Origin of the sequence: Anaerococcus sp. Marseille-Q5996 (assembly GCF_946893725.1) — a bacterium.
GTDB lineage: Bacteria > Bacillota > Clostridia > Tissierellales > Peptoniphilaceae > Anaerococcus > Anaerococcus martiniensis.
This window is the reverse complement of the sequence record NZ_CAMPPE010000003.1, coordinates 269,379-290,827: the sequence shown is the minus strand read 5'-3', so window position 1 is coordinate 290,827 and position 21,449 is coordinate 269,379. Positions and strand designations below refer to the sequence as shown.

24 protein-coding genes and 1 tRNA gene are annotated in these 21,449 nt (G+C 33.3%); 6 read left to right on the top strand and 19 right to left on the bottom strand.

The window, feature by feature from the left end; genetic code table 11:
• Positions 1 to 125 (bottom strand): GTP-binding protein (locus OC526_RS05825; protein WP_262122708.1); only part of this gene is annotated, 125 nt, incomplete at its 3' end.
• 125 nt (positions 126 to 250) lie between these two features.
• Between OC526_RS05825 and OC526_RS05820 the strand changes: the two genes are divergently transcribed.
• Positions 251 to 326: transfer RNA gene (locus OC526_RS05820), tRNA-Thr, on the top strand.
• 67 nt (positions 327 to 393) lie between these two features.
• Here the strand turns inward: OC526_RS05820 and OC526_RS05815 are convergent.
• Positions 394 to 2,736, bottom strand: a complete 2,343-nt coding sequence (locus tag OC526_RS05815) for a glycoside hydrolase family 3 protein (protein WP_262122702.1) — start codon at positions 2,734 to 2,736, stop codon at positions 394 to 396.
• Between the two features lie 162 nt (positions 2,737 to 2,898).
• Between OC526_RS05815 and OC526_RS05810 the strand changes: the two genes are divergently transcribed.
• Positions 2,899 to 3,828, top strand: coding sequence for a neutral zinc metallopeptidase (locus tag OC526_RS05810; protein WP_262122701.1), 930 nt, complete (start codon positions 2,899 to 2,901; stop codon positions 3,826 to 3,828).
• Positions 3,829 to 3,856: 28 nt separating this feature from the next.
• Here OC526_RS05810 and OC526_RS05805 read toward each other — a convergent pair whose 3' ends face one another.
• From OC526_RS05805 to glmM, 10 genes are all read right to left on the bottom strand, one after another.
• The gene (locus OC526_RS05805) at positions 3,857 to 4,300 is read right to left on the bottom strand and encodes a Fur family transcriptional regulator (RefSeq protein ID WP_262122700.1); all 444 of its coding nucleotides are present in this window, start codon (positions 4,298 to 4,300) and stop codon (positions 3,857 to 3,859) included.
• 112 nt (positions 4,301 to 4,412) lie between these two features.
• On the bottom strand, positions 4,413 to 4,799 hold the full coding sequence (gene rplL / locus OC526_RS05800; protein ID WP_262122699.1) for a 50S ribosomal protein L7/L12: 387 nt from the start codon (positions 4,797 to 4,799) through the stop codon (positions 4,413 to 4,415).
• A gap of 22 nt (positions 4,800 to 4,821) precedes the next feature.
• Positions 4,822 to 5,484: a 50S ribosomal protein L10 gene (gene rplJ / locus OC526_RS05795; protein WP_262122698.1), complete on the bottom strand. Its 663-nt coding sequence runs from the start codon at positions 5,482 to 5,484 to the stop codon at positions 4,822 to 4,824.
• Between the two features lie 203 nt (positions 5,485 to 5,687).
• Positions 5,688 to 6,398, bottom strand: a complete 711-nt coding sequence (gene rplA, locus OC526_RS05790; RefSeq protein ID WP_262122697.1) for a 50S ribosomal protein L1 — start codon at positions 6,396 to 6,398, stop codon at positions 5,688 to 5,690.
• Positions 6,399 to 6,436: 38 nt separating this feature from the next.
• The gene (gene rplK / locus OC526_RS05785; protein ID WP_203127415.1) at positions 6,437 to 6,865 is read right to left on the bottom strand and encodes a 50S ribosomal protein L11; all 429 of its coding nucleotides are present in this window, start codon (positions 6,863 to 6,865) and stop codon (positions 6,437 to 6,439) included.
• Positions 6,866 to 6,926: 61 nt separating this feature from the next.
• Positions 6,927 to 7,529 carry a transcription termination/antitermination protein NusG gene (gene nusG, locus OC526_RS05780; protein ID WP_262122696.1) on the bottom strand — a complete coding sequence of 201 codons (603 nt, stop codon included), beginning with the start codon at positions 7,527 to 7,529 and terminating at the stop codon, positions 6,927 to 6,929.
• 7 nt (positions 7,530 to 7,536) lie between these two features.
• Positions 7,537 to 7,728, bottom strand: coding sequence for a preprotein translocase subunit SecE (gene secE, locus OC526_RS05775; protein ID WP_262122695.1), 192 nt, complete (start codon positions 7,726 to 7,728; stop codon positions 7,537 to 7,539).
• Positions 7,729 to 7,737: 9 nt separating this feature from the next.
• The gene (gene rpmG / locus OC526_RS05770; protein WP_203127412.1) at positions 7,738 to 7,887 is read right to left on the bottom strand and encodes a 50S ribosomal protein L33; all 150 of its coding nucleotides are present in this window, start codon (positions 7,885 to 7,887) and stop codon (positions 7,738 to 7,740) included.
• 75 nt (positions 7,888 to 7,962) lie between these two features.
• Complete coding sequence (locus tag OC526_RS05765) at positions 7,963 to 8,280, bottom strand: aspartate 1-decarboxylase (aspartate alpha-decarboxylase) (RefSeq protein ID WP_262122694.1); 318 nt, start codon at positions 8,278 to 8,280, stop codon at positions 7,963 to 7,965.
• Positions 8,273 to 9,625 carry a phosphoglucosamine mutase gene (gene glmM, locus OC526_RS05760; protein ID WP_262122693.1) on the bottom strand — a complete coding sequence of 451 codons (1,353 nt, stop codon included), beginning with the start codon at positions 9,623 to 9,625 and terminating at the stop codon, positions 8,273 to 8,275. The genes OC526_RS05765 and glmM overlap by 8 nt, the downstream gene beginning before the upstream one ends.
• A 117-nt stretch (positions 9,626 to 9,742) precedes the next feature.
• On the opposite strand from glmM, the gene OC526_RS05755 reads away from it, so the two are divergent.
• The 4 genes from OC526_RS05755 (at position 9,743) to rsmI (ending at position 14,764) form a co-directional block, all read left to right on the top strand.
• Entirely contained in the window at positions 9,743 to 11,167 is a 1,425-nt protein-coding gene (locus tag OC526_RS05755; RefSeq protein WP_262122692.1) for an aldehyde dehydrogenase family protein, read from the top strand.
• A 57-nt stretch (positions 11,168 to 11,224) separates the two neighbouring features.
• Positions 11,225 to 11,926, top strand: a complete 702-nt coding sequence (locus tag OC526_RS05750) for a tRNA1(Val) (adenine(37)-N6)-methyltransferase (protein ID WP_262122691.1) — start codon at positions 11,225 to 11,227, stop codon at positions 11,924 to 11,926.
• Between the two features lie 73 nt (positions 11,927 to 11,999).
• Positions 12,000 to 13,874 carry an FAD-binding protein gene (locus OC526_RS05745; RefSeq protein WP_262122690.1) on the top strand — a complete coding sequence of 625 codons (1,875 nt, stop codon included), beginning with the start codon at positions 12,000 to 12,002 and terminating at the stop codon, positions 13,872 to 13,874.
• A 68-nt stretch (positions 13,875 to 13,942) separates the two neighbouring features.
• Positions 13,943 to 14,764: a 16S rRNA (cytidine(1402)-2'-O)-methyltransferase gene (gene rsmI / locus OC526_RS05740; protein ID WP_262122689.1), complete on the top strand. Its 822-nt coding sequence runs from the start codon at positions 13,943 to 13,945 to the stop codon at positions 14,762 to 14,764.
• 20 nt (positions 14,765 to 14,784) lie between these two features.
• On the opposite strand, the gene OC526_RS05735 is transcribed toward rsmI, so the two are convergent.
• The 7 genes from OC526_RS05735 to grpE all read right to left on the bottom strand — a co-directional run bounded on the left by OC526_RS05735 (position 14,785) and on the right by grpE (position 21,449).
• Positions 14,785 to 15,768 (bottom strand): NAD(P)-dependent oxidoreductase, encoded by a 984-nt coding sequence (locus OC526_RS05735; protein WP_262122688.1) that lies wholly within the window; start codon positions 15,766 to 15,768, stop codon positions 14,785 to 14,787.
• An 82-nt stretch (positions 15,769 to 15,850) separates the two neighbouring features.
• Positions 15,851 to 16,030 carry a 30S ribosomal protein S21 gene (rpsU, locus tag OC526_RS05730; RefSeq protein ID WP_203127404.1) on the bottom strand — a complete coding sequence of 60 codons (180 nt, stop codon included), beginning with the start codon at positions 16,028 to 16,030 and terminating at the stop codon, positions 15,851 to 15,853.
• Positions 16,031 to 16,087: 57 nt separating this feature from the next.
• Positions 16,088 to 16,423, bottom strand: a complete 336-nt coding sequence (locus OC526_RS05725; protein WP_262122686.1) for a histidine triad nucleotide-binding protein — start codon at positions 16,421 to 16,423, stop codon at positions 16,088 to 16,090.
• Between the two features lie 102 nt (positions 16,424 to 16,525).
• Positions 16,526 to 17,821, bottom strand: coding sequence for a tRNA (N(6)-L-threonylcarbamoyladenosine(37)-C(2))-methylthiotransferase MtaB (mtaB, locus tag OC526_RS05720; protein ID WP_262122685.1), 1,296 nt, complete (start codon positions 17,819 to 17,821; stop codon positions 16,526 to 16,528).
• Positions 17,821 to 18,936 (bottom strand): molecular chaperone DnaJ, encoded by a 1,116-nt coding sequence (gene dnaJ, locus OC526_RS05715; RefSeq protein WP_262122683.1) that lies wholly within the window; start codon positions 18,934 to 18,936, stop codon positions 17,821 to 17,823. The genes mtaB and dnaJ overlap by 1 nt, the downstream gene beginning before the upstream one ends.
• A gap of 106 nt (positions 18,937 to 19,042) precedes the next feature.
• Positions 19,043 to 20,857 carry a molecular chaperone DnaK gene (dnaK, locus tag OC526_RS05710; RefSeq protein ID WP_262122682.1) on the bottom strand — a complete coding sequence of 605 codons (1,815 nt, stop codon included), beginning with the start codon at positions 20,855 to 20,857 and terminating at the stop codon, positions 19,043 to 19,045.
• Between the two features lie 13 nt (positions 20,858 to 20,870).
• Positions 20,871 to 21,449 (bottom strand): nucleotide exchange factor GrpE, encoded by a 579-nt coding sequence (gene grpE, locus OC526_RS05705; RefSeq protein WP_262122681.1) that lies wholly within the window; start codon positions 21,447 to 21,449, stop codon positions 20,871 to 20,873.

The window sequence follows — 21,449 nt, the reverse complement described above, 5'->3', positions numbered from 1 at the left end:
GTTCCGTATTTTTTGTTTAGAGCTTGTGTTATTGCTGCTGTTGTTGTTGTTTTTCCGTGGTCTACGTGTCCGATTGTTCCGATATTAATATGTGGTTTGCTTCTTTCGAATTGTTGTTTACTCATTTATATCCTCCAAATGTAATCATTTAGTCCTATTTTACCATAAGTTAAATTAAAATTCTATATTTCAGTATATTAAATTTATATATTGATTCTTTTTGTTTTATGGTGTATACTATATAAATGATGCCACTTTAGCTCAGTAGGTAGAGCGCATCCATGGTAAGGATGAGGTCCTCGGTTCGATCCCGGGAAGTGGCTCCATTTTTTTGCCTAATTTTAAAATTATATTTTTCAAAGAAAAAGAGAGCTTTTGTGCTCTCTTAATTTTTTATTTTTTTCTACTTAATACTAATCCTGTAGAAGCTGTGAAAAGTGTTGCAACTATTGAAGCTAAGCCACTTACTCCTGTTCCTGGGTTATCTACTTTTTTTGCATCTTTTGGTGGGTTTGTTTTTTTAACTTGTTTTTCTTCTAATATTGGCTTTTCAGATTCATTTTTATCTTTATTTATATTCTCTGAATCTTTTTTGTCATCACTTTTGATTTTTGTTTCTAAACCATAACCAATTTTATAAGCTATCTCATCTGTGTACTCATAATTTTCATTTAATCCTGGTACGTCAACTGGTAACTTTCCTGTAGATGCAACTTTTCCAAATACAACATCTAATGAGAATGGAATATTTGGTCCAAATGTTTTTACTGGATCTTTACCTTTTTCAGTCGGATCCATTCCTTTAGATCCATATGCTAATACATGTGCATCAGAATTTTTGTATCTATCAAGGTCATATGGTTTTCCAATACTTATTATTGTAGATTTTTTATTATTTTCTTTTGCAAATGTTGTTAACATATCTGGAATTTCCGCTAGCCAATCACCTTTACTTAACTGTCCAGCTCTGCCTATTTCACTAACTGCTATTATATAATCATAGTTTTTTGCATAATCTCTTAGTGTTTGTTCGGCATCACTTGGATTATCTTTGAAGCTTTCAAAAGTTAATACATCAACTGTTGCGTCTTTGTCTATGACACCTTCACTTTGTAATTTTTCAAATCCATATTTAAATCCTGGAATTTCATTTTCATATGGTGTGTATATTAAGACTTTTTCATTTGCTTTTGGATACAAAGGTAGGAGGTCATTATTTTTAGTAACTGTTATTGCTTTTTGGGTAATTTCTCTTTGTTTGTCAAAATGTTCTTTATTGCCTACAACTTTTAAAGCATTTTCAATCTTTTCTTCTAATGGTACTTTGTATTGATTTAGGTCTAGGATTCCTCTTTTTTGTTTTAATTCCAGTATTCTATAAACTGAATTGTCTATTTCATTTTCGGATATATTTCCTAAATCTATTTCATTTTTTATCCTACCAATGATATTATCAAGTTTTAGTAAATCTTCATTTTTTTGTAGTAGTGCTGGCATTAGAGGAATATCTACACCTGCCTTGATTGCCATAACTACAGCGTCTTCTTCTCCAAAGTGATCTGCTATAGCTTGCATTTTCATAGCATCTGTTATTACGATTCCATCATAGTGCATTTTTTCTCTAATAATGCCAGTTAGAATATCATCAGATAGGGTAGCAGGAATACCAACAGTACTTCCATCTTTTTTAGAAATTGCAGTATCTTTTTCTAATTGAGGATATGAAATATGTGCTGTCATTATCATATCCACACCTTCATTTGCAGCTTTTTTAAATGGAACTAATTCTAATTTTTCTACCTCTTCAAATGATTTATCTACAACTGGTAATCCTAAATGGCTATCAGTAGCAGTATCACCGTGTCCTGGGAAGTGTTTAATAGCTGCTGAAACTCCTTGGTCTTGTAAACCTTTTACAACTTCCGAACCAAGTTCTCCTACAAGTTTTGGATCTGAAGAAATGGAACGTAGTCCAATAACTGGATTGTTTGGATTATTGTTTGTATCCATTACAGGCGCAAGGTTTACGTTAATTCCCAAGGCTTTTATTTCATCAGCAATTATTTTTCCATATTGGTAAGCCAATTCTTTATCACGAGTTGCTCCCAAGGCCATATTTCCCGGTAAAGATGTACCTGTACCCAACCTCACAACGATACCGCCCTCTTGGTCTATAGAAATTAATAATGGATCAAGTCCATTTTCAACCGCTGCTTTTTGAATATTGTGGGTAAGTTTTGTGGTTTGCTCAGTATCACGAACGTTTTCTGCAAATAAAATAACTCCACCTACTTTGTATTTTACAATTGCATTTTTTATATCTTCATTAAGCTCAGTGACTTCTTGTAGTTCACCATTTTCATCTTCCCAGTGTCTGAATTCAAGCATCAGCATTTGACCAATTTTTTCATCAAGAGTCATCTTAGAAATCTTGTCCTCTATTTTCTTATCCTTTGTTTTAGTCTGTTGTGAGCTTGATGCTATCAGTTTTTCATCTTTACTTTGAGTCTTATTATCAGCCTTATAATCTTCAGTTTCTAAATTTTGGTCTTCTACCTGAAGTTTTTCTGCATCCCCATCGCTAATTTCACTAGTGAAAATGTCATCAATACTAGATGCATCATATTCAATTACATTTTCACTTAAAGTATCTGACGCATAAGCGAGAGTTGACGGAGCTAAAGAAATGCCTAAGGCAAGCAATAACGAAACTCCATACTTAAAATTTTTGTTCATAGATTTATCCTCCCCTCTATAATAATAAGTATAAATTTTAAAAAATAAATAGTCAAGAAAACATTTTCATTTTATTAATATTTTGTAGATTTATAATGAAGTATACATAATTTTATATAAAAATGGGTAAGATATAATATAGTAAAAATTATGGAGGCTTAAATGAAATGGGAAGATAGACGTAGAAGCTCGAATGTTAGAAGAGGTTCTAGTGCAAATAGAGGGGGATTTGGTAGGGGAGGATCAAGGGGGCCAATCTTTATACCTGGTGGTAGAGGTGGCGGTGGCCTTGGTGGAATCATTTTCTTTTTTATCCTAATGGCACTTATGCGTGGACTAACAGGAATAGGTTCAAATATGGGTGAAGAACAAAGAAGGAATGACCCAGGCCAATACCAAGAGCAAACTCAAATCGAACCTAGGGGTAGAACTACATCCGAAATCGGAAGTCGTGAAAGGCTTGAAGATTTTTTATCTGTAGTTTTAGCTGATACAGAAGATGTTTGGAATGAAAAATTTAAAGAAATGAACTCTACTTATGTTGAACCAACTATGGTGCCTTACTCAGGTTCAACTCGTTCAGCATGTGGTGTTGCCCAATCAAATATGGGACCATTCTATTGTCCACTGGATGAAAGTATATATATAGATGTCGAGTTTTATAATCAATTAGTTAATAGGTTTGGTGGCGGTGGTGATTTCGCCTTAGCTTATGTATTGGCCCACGAAGTTGGTCATCACGTACAAAAACAATTGGGAATACTTGACCAAACGAATAAATTAAGACAAACTCTTTCAACCAAGGAATACAATAAATACTCTGTAGCCCAAGAATTACAAGCGGATTATTTTGGTGGACTTTTTGCTTACTATGTCCAAGAGAAAGGATACTTAGATCCAGGTGATATAGAAGAAGCCATGAACGCAGCTTCTGCTATAGGTGATGATAAAATTCAAGAAATGTCCGGTAGAAATGTAAATGTAGATACATTTACCCACGGATCCTCAGCTCAAAGAAAAGAAGCCTTTGACTTAGGTTATCAGCATCATGATATAGAACATTCCATGATTTTCTTTGATAGAATTCAGTAAAAATAAAAGACCTCATATGAGGTCTTTTTTATTTGCAATTAGGACACAGTCCCCTATAAACAATTTCTTCTGTTTGGATATCATAATTTTTAAGTTCATCAGGCTCTCCATGATCTATTACTTCAAAATCACAAATCTTTCCACAATCTTCACATATAAAGTGGCCATGTGTTCTTTTTCTTAGCTCATATCTTTTACTATTCATGTTAAAGTCTAACTCTTTAATTATTTTTTTATTTGAAAGTAGATTTAAAGTATTATATACTGTAGCCTGTGATATTACTGGATCGATTTCTTTTAAATCTTTGTAAATTTTTTCTGCAGTAGGATGCGTGTGATTTAAAGCTAAGTAATCAAGAATTAATAGTCTTTGGTGAGATAATCTTATCCCATTTACTTCCAGTAAATTTTTTAGTTCATCTATTCTGTTTTCATAGTCGAGATTTTGAATCTCTTTAATTTTAGCTTCCATAGCACCCCCTTCTTTTTATTTAATATACATTATCAAATAATTTTATCAATCTTTTTAAGTATGAAAAAAGCCCACAACAGTTGTGGGCTTTCAATACAATAATTATTTAAAACTATGCAAGTTCTACTTCTGCACCAGCTTCTTCTAATTGAGATTTTAGAGCTTCTGCATCATCTTTTGATAGTTTTTCAGCTACTGTTGCAGGTGCTCCATCTACTAATGCTTTAGCTTCTTTTAGTCCTAGACCAGCTGCATCTTTAACAACTTTGATTACGTTGATTTTAGCTTGTCCAGCTGATTTAAGAACTACGTCAAATTCAGATTGTTCTGCTGCTGCTGCTTCTCCACCAGCTGCCGCTGCTCCTGGAGCTGCTGCAACTACTGCTGCTTGTGCTGTTACGTCAAATTCTTCTTCGATTGCTTTTACTAGGTCAGATAATTCTAGTACTGTAAGATTTTTAATATCTTCTAATAATTGTGTTACTTTTTCGCTTGCCATTTTAATTCTCCTTTTATGTTTATTATTCAGCGTCGCTTTCTGCGTTTTCTTCTGTACTTTCTGCTTCTGCTGGTTCAGCAGTAGCTTCTGTTGTTTCTTCTACTTCTGTTGATGGTTCTTCAACTACTTCTTCTGCTACTTCACCGTTTTCTTCTCTTTTAACACGTACTGCATCAAGAGCAAGAGCAATTTTTGCAACAGTATTATTAAGATCTCCAGCAAGAGTGCTGATTGGTGATAATAATACATTTGCAAGCATTGAGTAAAGAACATCTTTGCTTGGTAATGATGCTATTGCAATCATTTGTTCGCCAGTTTGGATTGCTCCTTCAACTAGACCTGCTTTGATAAGAAGTTTTTCTTTTTCTTCATCGCCTTCTTTTCTGTAATCAACAGCAACTTTTGGTCCTGTTACTGAATCTTCATTTGAGAAGATTAGAGCATTTGCACCTTTAAGTTCACTTGTTAAATCACCGTATCCAAGTTCTTCAAAAGCAAATCTCATCATTGTGTTTTTGTAAACTTTGTATTCTGAGTTACCTTCTCTGAATTTTGTACGTAGGTCAGTGATTTCTTGTACATCCATTCTGTCGAATCCAACAAGAGTTACAGATTTAGAATTCTCGATTTTTCCTTTAATTTCATTAACAACTTCTTGTTTAGCTGCTATAGCTTTTTCGCTCACTTTTTCACCTCCTAAAGGCTTTTTTGGTAGGTATTAAAAAACCCCACGCATATTGTAAGCATATTAAATATGCTTACATCGGTGGGGATGTAAGTTTCATTTATCCCACCTATACGCAATTATTAAACATTTCTGTCTGCGTAGTCTTTGGTAGCCTGTTTATTTGACTATGATATTATATCATATATTTTTAATTTTGCAAATTATTTTTCAACTAAATCCATTACTCTTTGTGGAGATAGTTTTACACCAGGTCCCATTGTACTTGTTACAGTAACTGATCTGATATATCTACCTTTTGAAGATGCTGGTTTTGCTTTAACTACTGCAGTTAGTAGTGCGCGAATATTTTCTGCAAGTTTTTCTTGTCCGAAAGAAACTTTTCCAGTTGGTACGTGGATTAAGTTTGCTTTGTCTGTTCTGTATTCTACTTTACCTGCTTTGATTTCTTCGATAGCTTGTTTTACATCCATTGTAACTGTTCCAGTTTTTGGGTTTGGCATTAAACCTTGTGGTCCAAGGATTCTACCAATTTTACCAACTGTAGCCATCATATCTGGTGTTGCAATTACAACGTCAAAGTCTAACCAGTTTTCGTTTTGGATTTTTTCTGCTAATTCATCTCCACCTGCAAAATCTGCACCTGCATCTAATGCTTCTTGAACACGATCTTCTTTTACAAATGCAAGAATTCTTTGTTCTTTACCTGTACCGTGTGGAAGAACGATTGTTCCTCTAACTTGTTGATCAGCGTGACGGCTATCAACACCAAGTTTTAGGTGAAGTTCTACTGTTTCATCGAATTTTGCTTTAGCTGATTTTTCTACAATTTCTAATGCTTCATTTAATTCATATTCTTGTGTTGCATCATATGAATTTTTTGATTCTAAATATTTTTTTCCTCTTTTTGCCATTTAATTCCTCCTTGTGGTAAGTCGAGTTTCCTCTCCCACTAATCTTCTACAGTAACTCCCATAGATCTTGCTGTTCCCGCTATCATGCTTACTGCAGCTTCTAAGCTTGCTGCGTTAAGGTCTTTCATTTTTGTTTGAGCTATTTCTTCAAGTTGGCTTCTTTTGATTGTTCCAACTTTATTTTTGTTTGGCTCACCTGAACCTTTATTTAGGTTGATAGCTTTTTTGATTAATACTGGTGCTGGTGGTGTTTTTGTTATAAATGTAAAGCTTCTATCCGTAAATACTGTTAGCTCTACCGGTATAATCATTCCAGCTTGATCTGCTGTTTGTGAATTAAATGCTTGTACAAAGTCCATGATATTAATTCCGTGTGGACCTAGTGCTGTACCTACTGGTGGTGCTGGTGATGCTGCTCCTGCTGGTACTTGTAATTTAACTACTGCTTGTACTTCTTTATCTGCCATAATTTACCTCCTTGTGGTCATATCGGGGGATTACCCTCCCACGTTCTAGCAGTTTTAAAAACTAAATTGTTTCGATATCTGTAAATTCTAAGTCTATTGAAGTATCACGTCCAAATATATCTACAAATGCTTTTATAGATTGTTTTTCTTGATCTACTTCTGTAACTTTTCCTACAAAATCCTTAAATGGACCAGCAATGATATTAATATCATCTCCTACGGCTACATTTATATCAAGGATTGGTTTTTTCTCTTTAACACCGAATTTTCTTACTTCATCAGGTGTTAGTGGAACAGGTTTTCTATCTGGTCCTACAAAACCGGTTACCCCTTGAGTATTTCTAATAATGTACCAAGATTTATTGGTTACATTCATTTTTACCATTACATAGCCTGGGAAAAGTTTTCTAGTTTTTACTTTTTTCTGATCGTTTTTTACTTCTACGTACTCTTCTGTTGGCACTGTTACATCGATTATATCTGGGTTTTGCTCATTTTCAATCATTGATCTGATTTTATCGCATACCCTATTTTCATAACCAGTGTATGTATGAACTACATACCATTTTGCCTTTTCAGAAGCTTCGCTTGTCTCTTCTACTGTATCTTCTACAGCTTCTGCCTGATCTTCTAAAGGTTCGTTTCTATCAAAAGAATCTGTCATTTTTCACCTACATATTGATTAAAAGTTTTAATAGGTTGCTAAATACAATTTCATCTAAGAACCAAATAATCACTCCAGTAATTATACTAATAACTAATACTAAAAGTGTATACTCTATAGTAGTTTTCTTAGATGGCCATTGAATTTTTTTTCTTTCTCTTCTGACAGAGCTGAAAAAACCTTCTTCTTTTTTTGCCATATTTTGCTCCTATTTTGTTTCTCTATGCAGTGTATGTTTTTTACAGAATGGGCAATACTTATTTAACTCAATTCTTTCTTGGTGAGTTTTTTTATTTTTTGTAGTATCATAGTTTCTGTTTTTGCATTCAGTACATTCTAATTTTACTTTATCTGCCATTAAAACACCTCCTATTAAATATACGGATAATTCCTACAAGTGATAATGATACCATCCACACATGACTTTGTCAACCTAAATTTGCTCTAATTTTTCAAAAAAATTTACTCTTTTATTTACTAAAAATTTCCTTAATTCTTCTAGGTCGTGATTTGAAAAACACTGGTCTTGATAAGCTAATAAAATTTCTTCAATATCTGGTAGAACATATACATCTTCATCAAACATTTTTCCAAGATAAATATCCTCCCTATCATAATAAACTTCGGGTGGATAGTCTTCTAGTTTTGATGTATTAAAAATGACAAAACTATCATTTGAGTATACTTTATCTTTTACTACTAGTACTCGTTCTTTTGGATCAATTAGTCTGCCTGTTTTATAATCACGCATCTAAAGTCAAACCTTCATTATTAATTGTTTCTACAATTTCATTTGCTACTGTTGTTGCTAATTCATCAGTTTCTGCTTCAACCATAACCCTAACTAGGGGTTCAGTTCCACTTGCACGGACTAAAACTCTACCGCTATCAGCCAGTCTATTTGTAATTTCTACAATTATTTCATTTACTTTTTCATTATTTAAAGTAGCTTCTTTATCCTTTACCTTAACATTTACTAAAGTTTGTGGGAAAATAGTCAAATCTCGTGTCAAAGATTTTAAATCTGATTTTTGATCAATCATTGCTTCCATTACCCTAAGTGATGTTAAGATTCCATCACCAGTATTAGCATATTTTCTAAATATTACATGGCCTGATTGCTCTCCACCTATTTCATAATCATTTTCATCCATAGCTTGATGAACATATTTGTCTCCCACATTAGTTTTTACATAGTCGATTCCTATATTGTCTAAGGCTTTGTAAAGACCAATATTGCTCATTACCGTAGTTACAATAGTGCTTGAAGGAAGTTTTCCCTCATCTTTCATATGTTTTGCACAAACATATAATATAGAATCACCATCTACTACATTTCCCTCACTATCAACTGCAATACATCTATCAGCATCTCCATCAAAGGCAAATCCTACATCAAGTTTATTTTCTACAACAAATTTTTGAAGGTGTTCTATATGAGTAGATCCTGCATCTACATTTATGTTAAAACCATTTGGCTTATCATTCATAACATAGGTATCAGCTCCAAGAGCGTCATAAACTGGTTTTGCAATTGTAAAACTTGCTCCATTTGCACAGTCAAGTCCAACTTTAATACCCTCAAAGGATTTATCAACTGTTTGGATTAAAAACGCAATATATCTATTTCTTCCACCGATAAAGTCAACAGTACGTCCTATATCTTCTCCAACGGCTAAGTCAATATCTGTAATATCACTATCTATATACGCTTCAAGTTTTTCTAAAAACTCATCATCCATCTTTTCCCCATTTGAATTAATAAGTTTTATACCGTTGTCATGGTAAGGATTGTGACTAGCTGTAATCATAACTCCACAGTCAAAATCTTCACTTCTTACTATATATGACACAGATGGTGTTGGTGTTACGTGTAGTAAGTGGGCGTTTGAACCAGAAGATGTAATTCCTGCTGAAAGTGCATCTTCAAACATATATGATGATCTTCTAGTGTCTTTGCCTATTACAATCTTTCCATTATATCCATTGGCAGTACTAAAATAATCTCCTAAAAATCTTCCTATTTTAAAGGCATGGTAGACATTTAGTCCTTTGTTTGCCTCTCCTCTAAAACCATCGGTTCCGAAATATTTCATAAAACCTCCTATTATGTAAAACTGTTTTATCTTTTTTTATTATACACTTTCACTTCTAATACATAAACAAATGCTTATAAAAAGTCCTTAAGGGTAGAAATTACATGAGGTGATATAATGAATTTAGAAACATTAAATAACGAAAAATTTTATATTAATGGTGAATACGTTGATAGTGCAAGTGGTGAATTTATTGATGTAGAAAATCCAGCTACTGAAGAAATTTTTGCAAAAATCCCTAGCGCTAACGAAGAAGATATAAACAAAGCAGTTGATGCTGCTTATGAGGCATTTAAAACTTGGTCTAAAACTCCTCTTGGCGAAAGAGTTTCATTGGTAAAAAAATTAAATCAATGGATAGATGACCACCAAGATGATTTTGATCAGTTAATTTTACTTGAACTTGGTATACCAATCCATGTAGGACATGGCTCACAAGTTGGTAGACAAATTGACCGCACAAATGTATTTATTGAACAAGTAGAAAATATTGATTTAGAAACTCCAATGGAAGGTGGAATTTTAGTCCGTGAACCAATCGGAGTAGTAGCATCCATTACCCCATGGAATTATCCACTGGGTCAAATAATTCAAAAGGTAATCCCGGCCCTACTTTCTGGATGTACAGTTGTTCAAAAACCTGCAACAAACACCCCACTTTCTGCATACTTATTGGCAAAGGGTGTGGATGAAGTAGGTTTCCCAAAGGGAGTATTTAATCTAGTTACTGGTCAAGGTTCTAAAGTAGGAGATATTTTAAATAAACATCCAAAAGTCGCAATGATTTCATATACAGGATCTCTAGCAGGTGGTGCCGCATCAGCAAAAGCTGGAATGGATACTGCAAAAAAAGTTGTCCTAGAACTTGGTGGTAAATCACCAGCAGTATTTGTAAAAGGTGCAAATATTGAAGAAGCTGTGGAACAAGTATTAGGCACAGTTTATAAAAATATTGGTCAAACTTGCTCATGTTTGTCTCGTGCAGTAGTTACAGAAGATATATATGATGAAGTTTTGGAAGAGTTTTTAAAGCAATATGAAAACTTCCCAGTTGGAGATCCTACAGATGAAAATACTGTTGTAGGTCCACTTTCAAGTAAAAAACAATTTGAAAGAGTAAAGGGATATATAGAAAAAGGTATCGAAGAAGGTGCAGAATTAATCCGTGGTGAAGTTCCTGAAAAAAATGGCAAAGGGTACTATGTAAAACCAGCAATATTTACAAATGTAAAACCAGGAATGACCATCCATGATGAAGAAATATTTGGCCCTGTGCTATCTATCATAAAAGTAAAAGATGTTGAGGAAGCAATCAAAGTAGCAAATGCAGTTGACTATGGTCTATCATCAGCAGTATTTGGAGACAATGAAAAAGCCATAGAAATTGCAAAAGAAATTGATTCTGGTGAATGTTATGTAAACACATCTGTAAAAGGACCTAACCTACCATTTGGTGGTTATAAACAATCAGGAATTGGTCGTGAAGGCGGACTTTATGGTCTTTTAGAGTATTACGAGTTAAAATCAATTTATACAAAATAAAATATTGAAGAGCCTAGGCTCTTCTTTTTTTCTGCCCAAATATACTATAATGGTAATATGACAAAATTAGATTATATACCAAAAACAGATATTAAAATGATACACGTAGATAAGTCCTATACATTTGGAGTCGATTCTATCATACTTTTAGACTTTGCAAAGATGAAGAGAGACAAAATCTTAATTGATATAGGAAGTGGATCTGGGATTTTAAGTTTAGGAGCAAATTCATATTATAATTTAAAAAAAGTTTATGCAATTGAAATCCAAGATCAAAAGGCTAATTTGTTTAAGGAAAATTTAAAATTAAATGATATTTCTAATATAGAAATTATAAACAAAGATTTAAATGAAGTTGACCTTGGAAATAATATTGCAGACTACATAATTACCAATCCTCCCTATTACAAAATTACTGATAATATTCAAAATAAAAGTGAAGAATTTTTAGTATCCCGACAAGAGAAATATTTAACATTAGAAAATATTTTTGATTTTGCTAATAAAGCACTTAAAGATAAGGGAAAATTATTTATGATTCATAAACCAGAGCGAATGGTCGATATATTCAAATCTTCAGGCAACTTAAAAGCTAAAAGAATAAGGTTTGTACAATCAACTTTTGATAAAAAACCACAATTTATTCTTATAGAATTTGTTAAAAATGCTAATGACGGACTCAAAATAGAAAATCCCCTTATCATATATGAAAATGGCGGATATAGTGAAGAAATGAAAAAAATATCTGGTCAATTATAAATACTATAAAATTTGTAATATATTATTAAAAGTGTTAAAATATTAGTGATTTAATTTATCAAAAGGAGGAAAAATGAAAATTAATCAACTAAAATCAATTGTATTGGCTCTTTCATTGTCATTAGTATTTACAGCTTGTGATAATAATACAACAACTACAGAGCCAGCAAAGGAAACAGAACAAAGTGCTGAAGCGGAAAACACAAATGAAGCAGATTCTACAACTACTGATGAAAACGATGTAGAGGATGTAGAAAAAGATTCAGAAGAAGATGAAGAAAATGCAAAAGAAGATGAAAAAGAAAGTCAGAGTGATTCATCTTTAAAAGATGGTACATATGAGGCGAGTGCTAATGGCTATGACCGTGAATTAAACTTAGAAGTGACAATTGCTGATGGCAAAATTTCTGACATAGAGCTTTTAGAAAATCACGAATCAGATGCTGTAATTAATAGAGCATTTCCTATCATTAAAGAAAGAATAATTGAAGCAAACAGCCCAGATGTAGATTCTGTATCTGCCGCTACATATTCAACAACAGCTATTAAACAAGCTACCTTAGCTGCACTTGAAGAAGCAGGCCTTGAAAAAGGTTCGATTAAAGTAAGTAATTCAACAGGTTACGAAGAAGACAGAGAACTAACTGAAGCAGAAGATAAAACAACCGATATCTTAGTAATCGGTGCTGGTCCAGCAGGACTATCTTCAGCTATCCAAGCTAAACAAGATGGCGCAGAAAATGTAACTGTTATCGAAAAAATGGATATCCTAAGTGGTAACGGAAAATTTGATATGAACTTCTTTGACATGGCAAACTCTGAAGCTATGAAAGCAAATAACAACGAAGTAACAAAAGAAGAATACAAAGAAAAATTTGCTGAAAAATCATGGGATAGCGAAGAAAGAATTGATGCTATGACTGAAGGAGCTTTTGAAGTTGACAGCTGGTTAAGAGATCAAGGTATCGAACTTGATTATAACTTTGGTGAAGAAGGTTCTATGAACCACATGGCAAAAGAAGATGAATATGCTGGTGACTACTTACAAACTAAATTAGAAGAAACAGCTAATGAACTAGGCGTTGAAATTCTTCCTGGAACAAAAGCGACTGACCTACTTATCGAAGAAGGTAAAGCAATGGGAGCCGTTGTTGAAGATAAAGAAAATACTTACAAAATCAACGCTACTTCTACAGTAATAGCAACAGGTGGTTTTGCAAATAATCCTGAATTACTAGCAGAATACATCCCAGGTGCTGAAGAAATTCCAACTTCAAACCAAATTGGAGCGACAGGTGATTTTGTTGAAATTGCTAAAAATCATAACATAAAATTAGCTGATATGGAAAAACCATCAGTATTCCCTAAAATCCTAGACCCAAGACGTGACCTTACAGGTGCTTTTGATAGTAACTTTATTTTCGTAAATGAAAATGGAGAAAGATTTATCGACGAAACTAGCGGTGGCGTAGAATATGGTCAAGAAATGATGAAAAACCGCCCAGTTTATTATATCTTTGATGAAACTGCTAGAGATGCTTTTTATAGATTAACAAGCCAAGTAGAAAAAGGATATATAGATGAATATGATTCTGTAGATGCATTAGCAGAAGCTATCGGATGTGAATCTGAAACATTAAATGAAACTATAGACGCCTACAATAAAGCAGTAAAAGGTGAAGCAGATGATCCATTTAGAGAAGAAGCAGCTGAGGCTGAAATAAATAAAGATGGCAAATTATATTGTGTAAAAGTAACTCCTGCCCTACACATGACTAAGGGTGGTATAGTTGCAAATGAAAAAGCCCAAGTTTTGGATAATGAAGATAATGTTATCGAAGGACTTTATGCAGCAGGTGAAGTAACAGATACTTCAGGAGCTTACTCATCAGCAGTTATATTTGGTAGAATTTCCGGAAAATCTGCAGCAGAAAATATCAACAAATAAAATATTTGTTTAACACGCCTAATTTGTTTTAGGCGTGTTTTTTGATACAATAAATTAAAGGAGTTATTATGGACTATCAAATTTATTTTATCCCAACACCTATTGGAAACCTTGAAGATATAACAATTAGGGCAATAAATACTTTAAAAGAAGTTGATATAATTGCTTGCGAAGATACTAGAGAAAGCAAAAAATTACTTGATCACTATAATATTAATAAACCCCTTACCTCCTATCACAAATTTAATGAAACAAGTAAATCTATAGAAATAATTGAAAATGTACAAGAGGGTAAAACTTATGGTATTATTACCGATCAAGGTATGCCTGGAATTTCTGATCCCGGTCATATTTTGATAAAAAAATGTATTGAGGAAAATATTTCATACACAATTTTACCTGGTGCAAGTGCAATAATTACAGCCCTTGTAGGATCTGGACTAGATAATGATAGATTTTCTTATTATGGCTTTATCCCAAAGAAAAATGGAGATAAGAATAAACTCTATAAAGAATTAGAAAACGAAAGCAAAACATCAATATTATTTGATACACCCCACAACTTGGAAAATACCATTGCAGATTTTAAAAAATACTTTTCTGATCGAAAACTATGTATAGCCCGTGAGCTTACAAAAAAATTCGAAGAATATATATTAGAAGATATATGTAAAATTAATATAGAAGATATTACTCTAAAAGGTGAATTTGTTTTGCTCTTATCTGGTAAAGAGAATATCCAAGATACAAATATTAGTGATTTTGAAGAAACTATAAAAAGTCAAATTGATCAAGGACTTAGAACTAAGGATATTGTGAAAAATATAAGAGATATAAGTGATTTTTCTAAAAATGAAATCTACGAATACGTCCTATCATTAAGTAAATAAATCGGGCAAAAGCCCGATTATTAATTTACCCTATTTTCAGAATCACCAGTTTCTATAACTTCAAGTGCATTATCTAAGGCAAATTTTATTTGATTATCTAATGCTGTCTTTGTAAAATATGCCACATGATTATACATATCTACTTTTGGATTTTCCAAAAGTTGATCAAATATTTCATCATTATAATCTGGATTATTTTTACCATATAAACCATCTTCGTTTTCATAAACATCTAGGGCAGATCCTGCAATTTTACCATTAGCAATAGCTCCTAGAAGAGCTTTAGTGTCTATCAACCCACCTCTTGATGTATTTATAATAAATGACCCATCTTTCATTTTGCTAAAGGCATCCTTATTAAATTGGTGGTAATTTTCATCTACTAAGGCAGCATGGACTGAAATGATGTCAGATTTTTCCAAAAGTTCATCAAAGTCAACAAATTCTACAATGTTTTTAGCATAAATCTTAGGATGCGGAGTTGTAGCAATTATCTTAACACCAAATCCATTTAGACCTTGGGCAACTAAATATCCGATGCTTCCCAAACCATAAATACCAACAGTTTTACCCCTTAAAGTTTGACCTAATTTGTTCTCACTAAACCTAAAGTCTTTGTTTTGTATATCTTTTTGAATTTCACTATCTTTTTTTAATAACTTTAAAATCATCATTATTGTAAATTCTGCAATAGACTCTGGTGAATAATTAGGGGTATTTGTTACAACTAGTCCTGCCTGATCAGCTTTTTCCAAATTTATTTGGTCATATCCAACAGATGTTATGGATAATTGTTTGATACCATAGTCTGCAAATTGCTGATACATCTGATCTTCAATTTTGTTTGCTACTGTTAGTACTACTCCATCAGCATCTTCTAATTTTTTTATATTTTCATCATTCAGACTTTCTTCTATAACTTCAACTTCTATATTATTATCTTCTTCCCATTCCCTAAGGTATTTAACTTGTAAAGGGTGTGGTGAATAAACTATAATTTTCATCTATACCTCCAAACATTTTTATAATAAATACCCTAAATTAAAGCAAAATAAAAAGAACCAATAAGGTTCTTTAAATCTAAAATTATTTTTTTCTGTTTTTTCTTTTAGCTGCGTCATTTTTTTTCTTTTTAATAACGCTTGGTTTTTCGTAGTGTTCTCTTCTTCTGTATTCAGAAAGTACACCGGATCTTGCGCATTGTCTTTTGAATCTTTTAATCGCACTATCGATTGATTCGTTTTCTCCAACTCTGATTTCTGTCATCTCTATCCCCCCTCTCGTATAACACAAAAATTTTTTCAGATTCTATTGGGTACATTTCTAGCCTGCAGGCCAATGAAATGCTCTGCCTCCTAGAACATGAAAATGCAAGTGAGGAACTGTTTGTCCCCCATCTTCGCCGATGTTTGTAACAACCCTATAGCCTTCTAAATTATTATCAGCAGCTAGTTTTTTTATAGCTAGCATAATTTTTGCTATAAGCTCACTGTCACTTTCATCAAGCGTAGCTAAACTTGTTATGTGCTTTTTTGGTATAACAAGAAAATGGATAGGTGCTTGTGGATCTAAATCATTAAATGCAATTAAATATTCATCTTCATAGATTTTATCAGTAGGAATTTCTCCTGCTGCAATCTTGCAAAATACACAGTCCATACTTCACCCCCATTGCTATTTAATATACCACAATAAAAAAATGAAGTCAATAAATAATATTGATATATGAACATCTACAAAGTAAAAATATATAAAAAAAGCTTAAAGTCTTTCTCCAACAAGTTCATCATTTATAATTTCAGTTATTTTTACATCAATAATTGTATTGGCAGGAATATTTTCTTTAACATTTACTTTTAAATAGTTTGTAGAGTAGCCCCCACTATAACCCTCAAGGTCTGATTTAGATTCTACTAATACTGATAAAATTTTTCCTACTTGATTTTCTAAAAAAGCTTTACGGTTAGCTTCTTCAATTTTTTCTAAATCATGAAGTCTATTTTTCTTAGTGTTGCCATTTATTTGATCTCCCATTTTTGCGGCACGTGTACCCTCTCTTGGGGAGAATTTAAATAAATGAGTTTTTGAAAATTTGATTTCATTTGCAAAATCCATAGTTTCTTTGTGATTATCTTCCGTTTCCCCAGGAAAACCTACTATTATATCTGTAGTAATACCTGCATTTGGGAATATTTGTCTGATTTCTTCTACCTTTTCTTTATATAAAGCTCTATCATATTTTCTATTCATTGCTTTTAGAACATCATCTGATCCTGATTGTAAAGAAAGGTGGAAGTGGTCACAAGCCTTACCTGTTGCTTTCATTCTTTCTAAAAATTCTATAGAAATATGCCTTGGTTCCATAGATGAAAGTCGTATTCTTTCTATTCCATCTACTTTTGCTACAGCTTCAATAACATCTATTAGGCTAGATCCGTCACCAAAGTCTTTTCCATAGCTAGATACATGGATTCCTGTTAAAACTATTTCTTTAAAATTATTATCAGCTAGTCTTTTGGTCTCTTCGACTATAGATGGAATGTCACGACTAACAATATTTCCCCTTGCATATGGAATCAAACAATAAGAGCAATACATATTACATCCATCTTGAATTTTTAGGTAGGCTCTGGTCATTTCAGTTTGGTTAGAGATTTGTAATTCTTCAAACGTTTTGCTTTCACTTGGGGCGATAATTTTATCTATTGCTCCCTTATTTTGTAAAACATCTTCGCAAAGTTCTACTACATTTTCTTTATTACGAGAACCTAGGACAATATCAACTCCCTCAATTGCCGCAACCTCTTCAGGTTTTACTTGGGAATAGCATCCCATAACTGCAACAATTGCTTCTGGATTATCTCTGCGAGCGCGCGATATCATCTGTCTACTTTTTCTATCACTCATATTGGTAACAGTGCAGGTATTAATTACATAAATATCTGCATTATTAGCTGCTTTTTCATAGCCTTTTTGTACAAAAAGCTCTTCAACTGCTTCTGATTCGTATTGATTTACTTTACAACCTAAAGTGATGATATTAAATGTATTTGCCATTAGTCAAATAAATCCTTTAGCTTTCCAAAAAAGCCTTTTTCATGAGCCTTAACTTCTTCTCCTAGGGAGTTTGCGTAGGCTTCTAAGGCTTCTCTTTGTTCATTGTTTAAGTTTGTTGGTGTTACAACCTGCACGTAGAAATATAAATCCCCAGTTCTATTTGTCCTACCATCGGTAATTCCCTCTTTTTTAAGATTGAATCTTGTACCTGATTGAGTTCCAGCTGGGATTTCAAATTTCCTTGTTTGATGAAGAGTTGGTATCTCGATTTCCCCACCTAGAGCTGCAGTTGGGAATGATATAGGCATATCATAGTAAATGTCTAGTCCATCGCGTTTAAATATTTCATGATCTTCTACATCAATAATTACATATAGATCACCATTTGGACCGCCATTTTCTCCTACATTGCCTTTGTTAGATATACGCATCACATTATTAGTTTCAACACCTGATGGGATATCCACTTTTATGCGTTCAGATTTTACAACTGATCCTTGTCCGTGGCATACTCTACAAGGATCATCAATTATTTCACCAGTTCCACCACACTTATCACAGGTCACAGTTCTACTCATTCTTCCAAAAGGCGTTTGAGCTACATCATTTACAATACCTGCCCCATTACATTTATCACAAGTATGAACTGAGCTTTCATCACGAGCACCAGTTCCATTACATGTTTCACATTCTACTTCTCGTCTTACTTGAACTTCTTTGCTTACTCCAAAGGCAGCTTCTGCAAATGTTAGTTTGATTATTTGTTGAATGTCAGCACCTTTTGTAGGTCTTTTAGCAGACCCGCCACTTGCACCGTAAAATAGGTCTCCAAATAAATCTCCAAAAAGATCTCCAAATCCTCCTGAAAATCCGTCATAACCACCAGCTCCTCCATTTTCAAAGGCAGCTGAACCGTATCTATCATATTGGGCTCTTTTTTCACTGTCTGATAATATTTCATAGCTTAAAGTAGCTTCTTTAAACTTTTGTTCTGCTTCTTGGTCCCCAGGATTTAAATCAGGGTGATATTTTTTAGCAAGTTTTCTGTATTCTCTTTTTATTTCTTGGTCGCTAGCATCACGGCTAACCCCAAGTACCTCATATGGATCTTGCATTTTTCCTCCATTTACACTTAAAAAAAGCTATTTCAAAGTGAAATAGCTTTTATTTTATTTAACTTATTATACTTATTTTTTGTAAGTTTGCTATTATAAATTAAATTTATTCTTCATCCTCATCGATAACTTCGTAGTCAGCGTCTACTACATCATCGTCTGCACTATTAGCTTCAGCACCTTCTGCGCCTGCTGCTTGATACATTTGTTCACTCATTGAGTAAATTTTTTCTTGAAGAGCTTCTGTTTGAACTTTGATTTCTTCAGTGTTATTTGAAGCTATTGCATCTTCAAGTTTTTTGATTTCTGCTTCAATTTCGTCTTTTTGAGCGCCTTCTACATTTGCATCTTCAAGTGTTTTGCGTGCTTGGTATACTAAGCTTTCTGCATTATTTTTTGTATCAATATCATCTTTTTTCTTTTTATCTTCTTCAGCAAATTGTTCAGCTTCTTTTACTTTTCTATCAATTTCTTCATCTGTTAGGTTAGATGATGATGTGATTGTAATTTTTTGTTCTTTTCCTGAACCTTGGTCTTTTGCAGTTACGTTTACTATTCCATTTGCATCTATATCAAATGTTACTTCGATTTGTGGTACACCACGTCTTGCTGCTGGAATACCTGTTAGCTGGAAACGTCCAAGTGTAGTATTATCTGCTGCCATTTCACGTTCACCTTGTACAACGTGGATGTCTACTTCTGTTTGACCATCTGCTGCTGTTGTGAACACTTGTGATTTTTTTGTTGGAATTGTTGTATTTCTTTCGATTAGTTTTGTAGCAACTCCTCCAAGAGTTTCTATACCTAATGATAGAGGAGTAACGTCTAGTAATAATAAATCTTTTACTTCACCTGTTAGTACCCCACCTTGGATAGCTGCACCAAGAGCTACTGATTCGTCAGGGTTGATGTCTCTTTGTGGTTCTTTTCCAACTAAGTTTTTAACTAAGTCTTGAACTGCTGGGATCCTTGTTGAACCACCTACTAAAAGTACTTTGTCTATGTCAGCAGATTTTAAACCTGCATCTGAAAGAGCATCTTCTACTGGTTTTTTTGTTGCATCTACTAAATCTTTTGTTAATTCATCAAATTTAGCTCTTGTAATTGAGATGTCTAAGTGTACTGGTTGACCATCAACAGCTGTAATAAATGGTAGGTTTACATTTGTTGTCATTGTTGATGATAGTTCTTTTTTAGCTTTTTCAGCAGCATCTTTAAGTCTTTGCATAGCTGTAAGGTCTTTTGTAAGATCTACGCCATTTTCTTTTCTAAATTCACTTGCTAGATAGTCAACTAATTTGTTATCAAAGTCATCTCCACCAAGTTTGTTATTACCACGTGTGGAAAGTACTTCAAATACTCCATCACCTACTTCTAGGATTGATACGTCGAAAGTACCACCACCAAGGTCATAAACCATAATTTTTGATTGGTCGTGTTCTTTGTCTAATCCATAAGCAAGTGAAGCTGCAGTTGGTTCGTTGATAATTCTATCTACTGTAAGTCCTGCAATTTTTCCAGCGTCTTTTGTTGCTTGTCTTTGAGCATCTGTAAAGTATGCAGGTACTGTAATTACTGCATTTGTTACAGTATCATTTAAGTATTTTTCTGCATCTGATTTTAACTTTTGAAGAATCATAGCAGAAATTTCTTCTGGAGAATATTTTTTACCATCAATTTCTGCAGTTTTGTAATCAGAACCCATCTCTCTTTTGATAGATGCTATTGTTCTATCTGGGTTTGTGATTGCTTGTCTTTTAGCTGTTTCACCAACTAATCTTTCTCCATCTTTTGTAAAAGCAACTACAGATGGTGTTGTTCTATTTCCTTCGCTATTTGGAATGATTACTGGAGAACCACCTTCCATAACAGCTACTGCTGAGTTTGTTGTACCTAAGTCAATTCCTATAATTTTTGCCATATCAATAAGCCTCCTATTTTGCTACCTTAACCATTGCTGGTCTTATGACTCTATTGTTTAATTTATAACCTTTTTGAAATGTTTCTATAATATGATCACTTTCGACTTCATCAGAATCTTCTGCCAAAACTGCCTGGTGGACATTTGGATCAAAAGCTTCTCCATCTGATGGGATTTCTTCTAATCCTTCATTTTTGAGGATATTTAGCATCTCATCGCGAGTCATTACAATCCCTTTTACAAGCCCATCTTCTGGGTCTTGGTCTTTTAGGGCCCTATCAAAGTTATCAAGAACTGGTAAAAGTTTTTCAACTAAATTACTACAAGCATATTTTTTAAAATCAGCCTTACTTGCTTCTTCCCTCTGCTTGTAATTTGTAAAATCAGCTAGTAATCTTTGATATTTGTCCTTAAACTCATTGAAGTCTTCTTCAAGTTTTTCATCAGTTACTTCATTTTTATCTTCATCTTCGATAGCTTCATAATCATCATCAATTATTTCACCATCGATTACTTCGTCTTCTTCAATAATTTCATCATCAACAAGCTGCTCTTCATTCAGCTTATCATCATTTAATTTTTTATCATCCAT